This window comes from Pseudomonas sp. GW456-L12 (assembly GCF_059424045.1).
Genome location: NZ_JBWKZA010000030.1, coordinates 42,289 through 54,886 on the forward strand (window position 1 = coordinate 42,289; position 12,598 = coordinate 54,886).

A 12,598-nucleotide genomic window follows, 5' to 3' on the forward strand; every position below is an offset into this window, starting at 1 on the left:
GGTCTGTTGTCGTGCTTATAAGGCCTGGATTGCGCCCTGTAACGCCGGGTTGGCGGCAACGGGACGCCTATAGTCGTGAGGAGAACTCGGGAAGTCAATTGCATGTGTTACCGCATTGTTACGGCGTGAGTGTTACCGCCGTAACTGATGCGTTTCAGCAGTCAGGCCAGGCGTTCCAGGCCGACAAATGGGCAGGCGGCGAGCAGATCGCGCAGGTGGCGGCCGTCGGCCAGTTGCAGGTCGATGGGGGCCAGTTCGGCCAGGGGATAGAGGACGAAGGCCCGGGCCTGCATATGGTAATGCGGGACCTTGAGCCGCGGTTCGTCGATCAGTCGATCGCCGAACAGCAGGATGTCCAGGTCCAGGGTGCGTGGCCCCCAACGTTCGAGACGCTCGCGGCCCTGGCCGTTTTCGATGGCTTGCAGCGCGTCCAGCAGTTCGAGGGGCGCGAGGCTGCTGTCCAGGGCGGCCACGGCGTTGGTGTAACGCGGTTGGCCGGGCAGCAGGGAATCGCTTTGATAGAAGGCCGAGACCCCCGCCAGTTGGCTGTGCGGCAACTGCGCCAGGGCGTCGATCGCGCTGCGCAATTGCTCTGCCGGGGCAGCCAGGTTGCTGCCCATGCCGATGTAGATGCGTTCCATCGGGTTATTCGCCGGAAGCGCTCGGTGCGCCGGCGGTGGCGCGTTTGCGTTTGGCGCCACTGCTGCGGCGACGCTTGCGCGGACCTGTGCCGGCTTCGTCCTTGCCGCTCAGATCGCGAATCATGTCGCGGCGACCGGCTTCGTTGGCGTCCTGATAGTCGGTCCACCATTCGCCCAGGCCATCGGTCTGTTCGCCGGCGCTTTCACGCAGCAGCAGGAAGTCATAGCCGGCGCGGAACCGCGGGTTGTCCAGCAGTTGATCGGCGCGCTTGCCGCTGCGGCGTGGCAGACGTTCCTGCATGTCCCAGATTTCGCGGATCGGCATGGTGAAGCGTTTTGGAATGGCGATGCGCTGGCACTGTTCGCTGATCAATTCGTGAGCGGCTTCCTGCATCGCCGGAATCGGCGGCATGCCGCGTTCCTGAAGGTGCAGCACGCGAGCTGGCAAGGCAGGCCACAGCAGCGCGGCGAACAGGAAGGCTGGGGTTACCGGCTTGTTCTGCTTGATGCGCAGGTCGGTATTGACCAGGGCTTCGCTGATCAGCGTATGGGTGTAGGTCGGGTTGTACTCCAGTGCCTCGGCGCTGGCCGGGAACAGCGGATCGAACAGTTGCAGGTCGACCAGCATCTCGAAGGTGTCGGCGGCATGGCCGGACAGGAACAGCTTGAGCACTTCCTCGAACAGACGCGCCGAGGGGATTTCCCGCAGCATGGGGGCCAGGTCGCGGATCGGTGTGGCAGTGTGTTTCTCGATGCCGAAATCCAGCTTGGCGGCGAAGCGCACAGCCCGCAGCATGCGTACCGGGTCTTCCTGGTAGCGCTGGCGTGGATCGCCGATCAGGCGGACCAGGTGATTGCGAATGTCGTGCACGCCGTTGGCGTAATCGAGGATGCGTTCGCTGACCGGATCGTAATACAGGGCGTTGATGGTGAAGTCGCGGCGCTGGGCGTCCTCTTCGAGGGTGCCGTACACGTTGTCGCGCAGGATGCGCCCGCTTTCGTTGCGCGAGGATTGGTTGCTGTCTTCCTCTTCATCGTTTTGCGGGTGATTGGCGCGGAAGGTCGCGACCTCGATGATTTCGCGACCGAAGTGGATATGCACCAGCTTGAACCGACGGCCGATGATCCGTGCATTGCGGAATTCGGCCCGCACCTGTTCCGGCGTGGCGCTGGTGGCAACGTCGAAATCCTTGGGGGTGATATTGAGCAACATGTCGCGCACGCAACCGCCGACCAGGTAGGCCTGGTAGCCGGCGTTCTGCAGGCGTTCGACGATGTTCACCGCATAACGGCTGAACTGGGCGCGTTGCAGCGAGTGTTGGCTGCTGTTGAGCACTTCAGGCGTGCTGCGTTTGTGTTGCGTACGACGCAAGGGAGAACGGAATGACTGGAACAACTTCTTCAGCATGGGATGCACTGTTTGAAGGAATGTTCGGCCATAACGAAGAATGACCGCATGATGGGCGGGGATTCTAGCATTTAGTCGGGGGATGGTGTAGGAAGCTGCGGCGAGTCGTGCGCGGGGCTTTGGAATGCGGGTTGGCGGGGCTTTGCGTCAGTAAAGTCGCAATCGCGGAAACCACAAGGGGAGCCGAAGCTCCCCCAGAAGTGTTTGCGTGCTCTATTTTTATTATTGGTTTCGGGCTTTTTGTTTTTGTTTAACGCCCTTGTCACCTGGTTAACCCAGGATGACCCTCCCAATCGGGAGCCAAGAGCAAACGGATTGCTTTGGTCGCTGTGTTGCAATGATCGATGATCCAACCAGTTCAGGCTCTGCCTTAGGGCAGTTTTTGTTGTTCTCGGCCTGGTTGTGGGGCAAGCCCCAATGACAACGCCTCTCCAAAAGAATCAGTTAGCTGCGCCTCCGCCGTGTTGTTTTTATTGTGCGTGAGTCGATTCGTCTTATTTTTATTGTCTTATGCATTGCTTGTTATTGTTCTTGTACCAAACATATAGCAGGTGCCGTGCCAACTTTTGCGAAGCCCAGTAAAACAAGGGGTTAGGCGTGGTGTTGAAGTTCTCGCGGGCGAAAAAAAGCCGGGGCTTCGTTACCTTAAGCCCCGGCTTTTGTTACGTGAAATGACTGAGGTAACAGTTTTTTCACAAGGTCGCGTGTTACCCGCAACCCGTTACCGCCGGACTTCAGCTTTCGCTGGCGACCCCGGTCTTGCGCCGTGGGATGCCCAGGCGCTGGCGGCGTTCCCATAGGCATTTGCGGCTGACGCCCAGTTTGCGCGCCAGTTCGGTTTCGGTCATATGGTCCTGGTGCTCGAGGACGAAATGCTGGAAGTAGTCTTCCAGCGACAGGTCTTCGGTCGGCTCGTGGCTGCTGTTGTTGGCGTTGGCGGCCTGGGGCGCCAGGCCGATGAATTCGTCGTCTTCCAGATCGCTCAGTTCGATATCGATACCCAGCAGCTCGGCGGAGATTTCCGGGCTTTCGCACAGGATGACCGAGCGCTCGACGGCGTTTTCCAGTTCGCGAACGTTACCTGGCCACGAGTAGTGACGAATGGCTTGCTCGGCGTCCGGAGCGAACTTCAGATCAGTGCGGCCCACGCGCGCGCTTTGACGGGCGAGGAAGGCATTGGCGATTTCGTTGACGTCGGCGCCGCGCTCGCGCAGGGCTGGCAGTTTCAGGGCAATCACGTGCAGGCGGTAATACAGGTCTTCACGGAACTGGCCGATCTTGGCCAGGCTCTTGAGGTCGCGGTGGGTCGCGGCGATCAGGCGCACATCGACCTTCTGCGATTGCACCGAACCGACCCGGCGAATCTCGCCTTCCTGCAGCACACGCAACAGGCGGGCCTGGGCTTCGAGTGGCAGTTCGCCGATTTCGTCGAGGAACAGGGTGCCGCCGTCCGCCGCTTCCACCAAGCCGGCGCGCCCGGCGCTGGCACCGGTGAAGGCGCCTTTTTCATGTCCGAACAGCTCGGACTCGATCAGGGTTTCCGGAATGGCCGCGCAGTTCACCGAGATCATTGGCGCCTTGGCACGCTTGGACAGGTTGTGCAGGGCGCGGGCTACCAGTTCCTTGCCGGTCCCGGACTCACCCTGGATCAGTACATTGGAGTCTGTCGGGGCGACCTTGCGGATCTTGCTGTACAGATCCTGCATCGGTGGGCAGGAGCCGATGATGCCGATTTCACCGTTGCTGGCGCTGGATTTGTCCGCACCGTTGCCCGGCTTGGCGGCCGGCCGCTCGTTGGGGCTGCTTTGCGCGGTCTGGCGGTCGCGCAGGATGCGCGCCACGGCCTGGAGCATTTCGTCGTGGTCGAAAGGCTTGGCGATGTAGTCCACCGCGCCCATCTTCATCGAGTCGACCGCCGAGCGCAGGCTGGCGTAGCTGGTCATGATCAGCACCGGGGTGCCCTGGCCGAGCTTGATCAGTTCGGTGCCGGGGGCGCCCGGCAGGCGCAGGTCGCTGACGATCAGGTCGAACGTGGGAATGCTGAAACGCTCTTGTGCTTCCTGCACGGAACCGGCTTCGCTGACCTGGTACTGGTTGCGTTCCAGCAGGCGGCGCAAGGCGGAGCGGATAATTGTTTCGTCTTCGACGATCAAAATGTGCGGCATTGATTCGATTCTCTCGACGGTCTCAGTTCACAGCGGACGTCGCTTCGACATGACGCGGTAAAGTCACCCGGATACGGGTGCCGCGTTGGCTTTCGGTGTCAGCCGGGCTGTCGATGGTGATTTGTCCATAATGCTCTTCAACGATGGAATAGACCAGTGCAAGGCCCAGTCCGGTGCCCTCGCCAGGATCCTTGGTGGTGAAGAAGGGTTCGAACAGTCGATCCATGATGCTCGAGGGGATGCCGCTGCCTTCGTCTTCGACGATCAGGTCGATCGTGTGTTCGCCGGCCTCGCTCTTGACCCGTACCGCGCTGCCCGCCGGTGAGGCGTCGCGGGCATTGGATAGCAGGTTGATCAGTACCTGGGCGAGCCGCTGCGGGTCGCCGTCGACCCAGTGGTCCGGATCGCACAGGTTGAAGAATTGCACTTCGAAGTTGCGCCGGTTCAGCGCCAGCAGACCAATGGCATCCTGCGCCACCTCGGCCAGGCACACGACTTCGTCGTTGTGCTGGTGGCTGCCGGCGTGGGCGAAGCTCATCAGCGACTGGACGATGCGCGATACCCGCTTGGTCTGCTCGAGGATCTGGCCGCTGATTTCGGTGAGTTCGCCGTCTTCTTCGCGCTCTTCGCGCAGGTTCTGCGCCAGACAGGCGATACCGGTGATCGGGTTGCCGATTTCGTGGGCCACGCCGGCGGCCAGGCGGCCGATGCTGGCCAGCCGCTCGGAATGCACCAGCTTGTCTTCGAGCATCTGGGTTTCGGTCAGGTCTTCTACCAGCAGCACCAGGCCGCTGTTGCCCGGGGCCAGGGGTTCGTCGATGGCGGCCTTGTGCAGGTTCAGCCAGCGGGTCTGGCCGTCGAGGGCCAGGTGCTGTTTATGCAGATGTTCATCGGGGATGTTGATGAAGCCTTGCAACAGCTCTCTCCAAGGATCGGCGATGGTGCTCAGGCGCGAACCGACCACATGCTGCGCCGGAATGCTGGTGAGCTCTTCCATGGCCTTGTTCCACATGAGGATTTCCTGGTCCTTGGCCAGGGAGCAGACACCCATCGGCAGCTCCTGCAAGGTCTGGCGGTGGTAGCGGCGCAAGGCGTCGAGCTCGGCGGCCAGGCCGGTCAGGCGCGAGTGGTAGTCCTCGAGCCGGCTTTCGATGAAGTGAATGTCTTCGGTCACATAGTTTTCGCCGCCGGCCTTGTAGGGCAGGAAGGTTTCCACCATGTCCTGGGCCACGCTGGGGCCCATCAGGCCGGACAGGTTGGCCTCGATACGGTCGCGCAAGCGGCGCAGGGCATAGGGGCGGCGCTCGTCGAAGGGCAGGTAGAGGTCGCGCAGCGCCTGCTCGACTTCCTTCTGCGCGGCCTTGGCACCCAGGGGCTTGGCCAGCTGGGTGGCGAACTCCTGGGGCGAAGCGGCATGCAGTTCGCGACGTTGCGGCCGGCGCACGTTGTCCACCGCGCAGGCTTCGGCGGCGCTGGCTTCTTCGGAGCTGGCGTTGGTGAACAGCGAAATCAGGGTGAACATCAGGACGTTGGCGGCCAGCGAGGCGATGGCCGCCATGTGCCAGCTGGTGTCGTCCAGCACATAGATCATGTTCAGTAGCGGTATATAGAAGCCCTGCAAGTTGCCGATCAACGGCAGCAACATGGTCACCAGCCACACCAGCGTCCCGGCCATCAGCCCGGCGATGAAGCCGCGCCGGTTGGCGGTCGGCCAGTACAGCACCGAGAGTACGCCGGGGAGGAACTGCAGGGTCGCGACAAAGGCCACGATGCCGAGGTTGGCCAGGTCCTGTTCGGCCCCCAGCAGCAGGTAGAAGGCATAGCCGGCCATGATGATGGCCACGATCAGAGCGCGGCGGGTCCATTTCAGCCAGCGGTAGATGTTGCCTTCGGCCGGTGGCTGATACAGCGGCAGCACCAGATGGTTGAGGGCCATCCCCGACAGCGCCAGGGTGGTGACAATGATCAGGCCGCTGGCGGCGGAAAGCCCACCGATATAGGCCATCAAGGCCAATGCCGGTTTGTTGGCGGCGATGCCGATGCCGAGGGTGAAGTATTCGGGGTTGGTGGTGGCGCCCAGTTTCAAGCCGGCCCAGAGGATCAGCGGCACCGCCAGGCTCATCAGCAACAGGAACAGCGGCAGGCCCCAGCTGGCGCTGACCAGCGAGCGCGGGTTGAGGTTCTCGGTGAAAGTCATGTGGTACATGTGCGGCATCACGATCGCCGAGGCGAAGAACACCAGCAGCAGGGTGCGCCAGGGCCCTTCCTGCAATGGCGTGTGCAGGGCGGCGAGGGCGGTCTGGTTCTGCAGCAGCCAGAGTTCCAGCTGTTGCGGCCCATCGAACACACCGTACAGGGCATAGAGGCCGACGCCACCAATGGCGATCAGCTTGATCACCGACTCGAAGGCGATGGCGAACACCAGGCCTTCGTGTTTTTCCCGGGTGGCGATGTGCCGGGAGCCGAAGAAGATGGTGAACAGGGTGATCAGCGCGCAGAAACTCAGGGCCACCCGGTGCTGCACCGGCTCGCGGGTGAGGATACCGATGGAGTCCGCGACTGCCTGGATCTGCAGGGCCAGCAGCGGCAATACCCCGACCAGCATGATCACCGTGGTCAGCGCGCCGGCCCAGGTGCTGCGAAAACGGAAGGCGAACAGGTCGGCCAGCGACGACAGTTGGTAGGTGCGGGTGATTTTTAGGATCGGGTAAAGCAGCACCGGCGCCAGCAGGAAGGCGCCGGAAACCCCGAGATAACTGGAAAGGAAACCGTAGCCGTACTGATAGGCCAGGCCGACCGTGCCATAAAAGGCCCAGGCGCTGGCGTAGACCCCGAGGGACAGGGTGTAGGTCAGCGGGTGGCGGATGATCGAGCGCGGGATCATGCCGCGTTCGCTGATCCAGGCCACCCCGAACAGCACCAGCAGGTACGCGGCGCTGATCAGGATCATCTGGGTCAGGCTAAAGCTCATCGGCATCTTTTTGGCTCTGCAGGATGAAGGTCACGACGATCAGGATCAGCCAGAGCAGATACGGGCGATACCAGGCGCCCGTAGCATCGATCCACCAATCCATGATGGCGGGGGAGAACAGATAGATCCCCACTACCAGCAGCAGGACCAAGCGATAGATGTACATCTCGGCCTCTCTTTATTGTGTGCGTGCCCGAAAACGTGCGGCGATGGTAACGGATGGGCGCCAACCTGCAAGGGGCGTCAGCGGATTTGCGCTTCGGGCACGCTCAGTGTGCGTGGGATCAGTAAAGCATCCCAGTGTTCGATGCCCCAACTCAGCACTTCCCGAGGGCTGACATGGGCCATTTCGCTGTCGGTTTTCTGCCCCAGGGCGCGCAGGGCACGCAACAGCAGCGGGGTGGCCTGGTCCGCGGCCAGCGGCGGGGAGCGGTAGGACTTGCCCAGTTTATGCCCATCCGGCTGGGTGATCAGCGGCACATGCAGGTAGCGCGGCTGTGGCAGGCCGAGCAGCTCCTGCAGGTACAGCTGGCGCGGGGTGGAGTCCAGCAGGTCGGCGCCGCGGACGATATCGGTCACCCCTTGCCAGGCATCGTCGAGCACCACCGCTAGTTGATAGGCGTAGAGACCGTCGCGGCGGCGGATCACGAAGTCGCCCACATCCCGTCCCAGGTGCTGGCGGAATTCGCCCTGGACCCGATCAGTGAAACGATATTCCAGCTCCGGCACGCGCAAGCGGATGGCGGCATCTTCCTGGCCATGTCCGGCATTGCGGCACAGCCCCGGATAAATGCCGTGGTAGGGCTCCAGTTGCTTGCGCGAACAGGTGCAGGCGTAAGCCAGGCCCTGGTTGAACAGGCGGTTGAGGACTTCGGCGTAGGCCGCGTGCCGCTCGCTCTGGCGGACCATTTCGCCGTCCCACTCGAAGCCGTAGCTTTCCAGGGCCTTGAGAATGGCCGCCTGGGCGCCGGGCTCTTCCCGGGGTGGATCGAGGTCTTCCATGCGCAACAACCAGCGGCCGCCGACGGCGCGGGCATCGAGGTAGGAGGCCAGGGCGGCGACCAGCGAGCCGAAATGCAGGTGCCCGCTGGGGGTTGGGGCAAAGCGCCCGATGTAGGAAGAGGCGTGAGAGGCAGTCATGGAGAGGATGTTACTTCGTTCGGTCCCAAGGTGACGATGGCGTCTGGCGGATCGCCATCGCGAGCAAGCTCGTTCCTACAGGGGGGGAGGCGGCAGAAACAAAAACGGAGCGTTCGCACGCTCCGTTTTTCATGCAAGCCAGCGATTATTTGCCGACTTGTTTTTCCTTGATTTCCGCCAGGGTCTTGCAGTCGACACACATGTCGGCGGTAGGGCGGGCCTCCAGGCGGCGAATACCGATCTCGACGCCGCAGGATTCGCACCAGCCGTATTCTTCGTCTTCGATCAGTTGCAGCGTCTTGTCGATCTTCTTGATCAGCTTGCGCTCACGGTCGCGGGCGCGCAGTTCCAGGCTGAATTCTTCTTCCTGGCTGGCACGGTCGGCCGGATCGGGGAAGTTGGCTGCTTCGTCTTTCATGTGATCAACAGTGCGATCGACTTCCTGCATCAAGTCCTGTTTCCACTTGTTCAGGATCTTGGTGAAGTGCTCGCGCATGGGCTTGCCCATGTACTCTTCGCCTGCGGTTTCAACATAAGGCTCGAAGCCGCTGATCGATTGATTCTGTTGCTTTGCTTGGGTGGGCATGAAATGGACCGCCTCTACTCATGTAATCCATTGCGCAGGATTGCTCCATCACCGACACATGCCGGCCCTGCGACTGCAAGCGGGCGAACTTACCAGATCAAATCGGACGGCGCTACTCCCGGTTGTCGAGCCCGCGTCCTGCGGCGCTTGCAAAGGTCGATGCCGCCTGGCCTGGTCTGTTCGGGGGCCTGGTCAATTAATGATTTTAGCCAAGCCTGGGCCTGGTGTCGGTGTTCTTTAATGGGTTGGATGGCGGGGCTCAAAGGCTTTGGGCTCTCCCTTGTCCCCGGGGTTGGGTAGAATCGGTTTTTTGCTCACTTCAATGAAGGAAGGCTAATGGCTCAGCCCTACAGTGCGCGCAGCCGCGCTATCGAACCTTTCCACGTGATGGCCCTGCTGGCCCGTGCCAATGAGCTGCAAGCGGCCGGGCACGATGTGATTCACCTGGAAATCGGTGAACCGGACTTCACCACGGCTGAGCCGATCATCAAGGCCGGGCAGGCCGCGCTGGAAGCGGGCAGGACCCGCTACACCGCCGCCCGCGGGATTCCCGAGCTGCGCACAGCCATCTCCGGATTCTATCGGCAGCGTTACAGGCTGGACATCGACCCCGAGCGCATCATGATCACGCCCGGTGGTTCCGGTGCGCTGTTGCTGACCAGCAGCTTGCTGGTCGACCCCGGCAAGCACTGGCTGCTGGCGGACCCAGGCTACCCCTGCAACCGGCACTTCCTGCGCCTGGTGGAAGGCGCGGCGCAACTGGTGCCGGTTGGCCCGGACGTGCGTTATCAGCTGACACCGGATCTGGTGGAGCGCTATTGGGATCAGGACAGTGTCGGCGCCCTGGTGGCATCGCCGGCCAACCCCACCGGGACCTTGCTTTCCCGCGACGAACTGGCGGGGCTGTCGGCCGCGGTAAAGGCGCGTAACGGTCATCTGGTGGTGGACGAGATCTACCACGGTCTGACCTACGGTTGCGATGCCGCCAGTGTGCTGGAAGTCGATGACAGCGCCTTTGTCCTTAATAGCTTTTCCAAATATTTCGGCATGACCGGCTGGCGCCTGGGCTGGCTGGTGGCGCCGCAGGCGGCGGTCGGCGAGTTGGAGAAGCTGGCGCAGAACCTCTACATCAGCGCCCCGAGCATGGCCCAGTACGCTGCGCTGGCCTGCTTCGAGCCAGACACCATCAGTATTCTCGAAGAGCGTCGCAACGAGTTTCAGCGGCGCCGCGACTTCCTCCTGCCAGCCCTGCGCGAGTTGGGTTTTGGCATTGCGGTAGAGCCGGAAGGGGCGTTCTACCTGTATGCCGATATCAGCGCCTTCGGCGGCGATGCCTTTGCCTTCTGCCGGTATTTCCTCGAGACCGAGCACACTGCCTTTACCCCGGGGCTGGATTTCGGTCGCCATCAGGCTGGGCACCATGTCCGGTTCGCCTACATCCAGAGCCTGCCGCGCCTGCAGGAAGCGGTGGAGCGGATTGCCCGTGGCCTGCGGAGCTGGCAAGGCTGATGCGTTTTCATCCCCCACTCGAAGAAGGTCGCCTGGTCCGTCGTTACAAGCGTTTTCTCGCCGATATCGAGACCATTGGCGGCGAGTTACTGACCATCCACTGTCCCAACACCGGTTCCATGTTCAATTGCATGGTCGAGGGTGGGCAGGTCTGGTTCAGCCGTTCCAATGACCCCAAGCGCAAATTGCCGGGGACCTGGGAAATCAGCGAAACGCCCCAGGGGCGGCTGGCTTGCGTCAATACGGCGCGGGCCAACACGCTGGTGGAAGAAGCCTTGCACGCCGGGGTGATCGCTGAGTTGAACGGTTTTACCGCCCTCAAGCGGGAAGTGCCCTATGGCCAGGAAAACAGTCGTATCGACTTCCGCCTGGACTATCTGGACGGCCCGGCTTTCGTCGAGGTCAAAAGCGTCACCCTGGGCTTTGACGGCTCCGCGGTCGCGGCCTTTCCGGATGCGGTGACCCAGCGTGGGGCCAAGCATCTGCGGGAATTGGCCTGTCTGGCGCGGGACGGTATTCGCGCGGTGCAGTTGTATTGCGTCAACCTGTCGGGTGTCGAAGCGGTGCGACCGGCCGAAGAGATCGACCCCGGTTATGCCGCGGCGCTGCGCGAGGCGGTGGCGTCCGGGGTCGAGGTACTGGCCTACGGGGTACGCTTGACCGCCGAGGAAGTGTGCATCGACCGTCGTCTGGACGTATTGCTCAACGGCTAAAGCTGAACCCAGATGCCCTGGCTGTCTTCCCGGCAGGGGATGGCCGTCAGGGATTGCCCGGCACAGGGGCCGGCCACGCATTCACCGTTTTCGATCAGAAACAGCGCACCGTGGGTGGCGCACTGGATCAGGCTGGCGCTGGGATCGAGGAACTGGTCGGGTTGCCACTCCAGAGCGACCCCGCGATGGGGGCAGCGATTGGTGTAGACGTATACCTGTTGATCGCGGCGCACTGCGAAAAGCGGCCGGCCTTCAAGGTTGAAACCTCGGCTGGAAGCCTCCGGCAGATCGCCGGGGGGGCAAAGAAACTTCATGTCTATCCTCGGTAACCGACGGCTCTGGGCTCAGGCTGTCACAGTTTTCCTGTGGGCGCTTGGTGAAACATGTCTGTGCTTGACGGTCAAATGCAAACAATTATCAAATGGCCGCTTCGCCTGTGGGGCGCTTGCTCATTTCGATGCCTGGGTTGCAGGGCATGTCACATGTACGGCGGCTTCCGTGGGCCCACTCTCTGAAGGAAATACCTTTATGCGTTCGAGTGCCCGCGCAATCGCGCTCTGTGTCGGACTTCTGGCCAGCCATGCCGCTGCGGCGGCCGAGCTACCACAACGCTGGGTGAGCGCCGGCGGCGCCTTGTCCGAATGGGTGAGCGCGCTGGGCGCCGAATCGAAGCTGGTGGGCGTGGACACCACCAGCCAGCATCCCGAATCCCTGAAGAGCCTGCCGAGTATCGGTTATCAGCGTCAGTTGTCGGCGGAAGGCATTCTCAGCCTGCGCCCGCAGATTCTGGTGGGTACCGAAGAGATGGGGCCGCCGCCAGTACTCTCGCAGGTGCGCAGCGCCGGGGTGCAGGTCGAGCTGTTCTCGGCCCAGGCCGACCTGCCGACCCTGCGGGGCAACCTGCAGCATCTGGGCAAGTTGCTGGGTAGCGAAGACAAGGCGACGCAGCTGTTCGAGCAATACCAGCAGCAGCTGGAGCAGCAGCGGGCCTGGGTCGGCCAGGCCCAGAAGAAACAGACCGCGCCAGGTGTGCTGCTGTTGCTCGGGCATGCGGGTGGCAAACCTCTGATTGCCGGTAAGGACACGGCCGCCGACTGGCTGCTGCAGCAGGCGGGCGGACGCAACCTTGCGACCCATACGGGCTACAAGCCCTTTTCCAATGAGTCGTTGGCCGAACTCAACCCCGAGGTGCTGGTGTTTGCCGATCGCAGCCTGAGTGGTGAGGCGGCCCGCGCCGCGCTGTTCAAGGAGAACCCGATTCTCGCCTCCAGCGGCGCGGCCAAGGCCGGCCGGGTCTTCGAGATTGATCCGACCTTGCTGGTGGGAGGCCTGGGGCCGCGCTTGCCACAGAGCCTGAAAAGGCTGTCGGCCGGTTTCTATCCGGCCGAGTCGGGCCAGGCCAGCACCGCCCAATGACCCCTTTGCTTAAACCCCGCACGTTGTTCATTGGCCTGAGCCTGCTGTG

Annotated in this window: 11 protein-coding genes; 3 read left to right on the forward strand and 8 right to left on the reverse strand. The window is 62.4% G+C overall.

All coding sequences use genetic code 11. The annotated features are described in order from the left end of the window. Positions 1-161: 161 nt before the first annotated feature. From folK to dksA, 7 genes are all read right to left on the reverse strand, one after another. Positions 162-641: a 2-amino-4-hydroxy-6-hydroxymethyldihydropteridine diphosphokinase gene (gene folK, locus AC07Y9_RS26645; protein ID WP_102690510.1), complete on the reverse strand. Its 480-nt coding sequence runs from the start codon at positions 639-641 to the stop codon at positions 162-164. A 4-nt stretch (positions 642-645) separates the two neighbouring features. After that, the gene (locus AC07Y9_RS26650) at positions 646-2,049 is read right to left on the reverse strand and encodes a polynucleotide adenylyltransferase PcnB (RefSeq protein ID WP_102681312.1); all 1,404 of its coding nucleotides are present in this window, start codon (positions 2,047-2,049) and stop codon (positions 646-648) included. A 734-nt stretch (positions 2,050-2,783) separates the two neighbouring features. Continuing rightward, positions 2,784-4,214, reverse strand: coding sequence for a sigma-54-dependent transcriptional regulator (locus AC07Y9_RS26655; RefSeq protein ID WP_102681313.1), 1,431 nt, complete (start codon positions 4,212-4,214; stop codon positions 2,784-2,786). 22 nt (positions 4,215-4,236) lie between these two features. Next, positions 4,237-7,191 carry a sensor histidine kinase gene (locus AC07Y9_RS26660; RefSeq protein WP_173679815.1) on the reverse strand — a complete coding sequence of 985 codons (2,955 nt, stop codon included), beginning with the start codon at positions 7,189-7,191 and terminating at the stop codon, positions 4,237-4,239. Further along, positions 7,175-7,351 carry a hypothetical protein gene (locus AC07Y9_RS26665; RefSeq protein ID WP_003176118.1) on the reverse strand — a complete coding sequence of 59 codons (177 nt, stop codon included), beginning with the start codon at positions 7,349-7,351 and terminating at the stop codon, positions 7,175-7,177. The genes AC07Y9_RS26660 and AC07Y9_RS26665 overlap by 17 nt, the downstream gene beginning before the upstream one ends. Before the next feature lie 77 nt (positions 7,352-7,428). Continuing rightward, positions 7,429-8,325, reverse strand: coding sequence for a tRNA glutamyl-Q(34) synthetase GluQRS (gluQRS, locus tag AC07Y9_RS26670; protein ID WP_102681315.1), 897 nt, complete (start codon positions 8,323-8,325; stop codon positions 7,429-7,431). Between the two features lie 145 nt (positions 8,326-8,470). After that, positions 8,471-8,911, reverse strand: a complete 441-nt coding sequence (gene dksA / locus AC07Y9_RS26675; protein ID WP_007924645.1) for an RNA polymerase-binding protein DksA — start codon at positions 8,909-8,911, stop codon at positions 8,471-8,473. A gap of 336 nt (positions 8,912-9,247) precedes the next feature. Here dksA and AC07Y9_RS26680 point away from each other — a divergent pair, with 336 nt between their 5' ends. Together AC07Y9_RS26680 and sfsA are read left to right on the forward strand one after the other, a co-directional pair. Further along, on the forward strand, positions 9,248-10,420 hold the full coding sequence (locus AC07Y9_RS26680) for a pyridoxal phosphate-dependent aminotransferase (protein WP_102681316.1): 1,173 nt from the start codon (positions 9,248-9,250) through the stop codon (positions 10,418-10,420). Next, positions 10,420-11,133, forward strand: a complete 714-nt coding sequence (sfsA, locus tag AC07Y9_RS26685) for a DNA/RNA nuclease SfsA (protein WP_007924643.1) — start codon at positions 10,420-10,422, stop codon at positions 11,131-11,133. The genes AC07Y9_RS26680 and sfsA overlap by 1 nt, the downstream gene beginning before the upstream one ends. Here sfsA and AC07Y9_RS26690 read toward each other — a convergent pair. Then, positions 11,130-11,447 (reverse strand): Rieske (2Fe-2S) protein, encoded by a 318-nt coding sequence (locus tag AC07Y9_RS26690; protein ID WP_053262692.1) that lies wholly within the window; start codon positions 11,445-11,447, stop codon positions 11,130-11,132. The two genes, sfsA and AC07Y9_RS26690, sit on opposite strands and share 4 nt — an antisense overlap. 214 nt (positions 11,448-11,661) lie before the next feature. Here AC07Y9_RS26690 and AC07Y9_RS26695 point away from each other — a divergent pair, with 214 nt between their 5' ends. Then, positions 11,662-12,549 (forward strand): heme/hemin ABC transporter substrate-binding protein, encoded by an 888-nt coding sequence (locus tag AC07Y9_RS26695; protein ID WP_102681317.1) that lies wholly within the window; start codon positions 11,662-11,664, stop codon positions 12,547-12,549. Positions 12,550-12,598 lie beyond the last annotated feature (49 nt).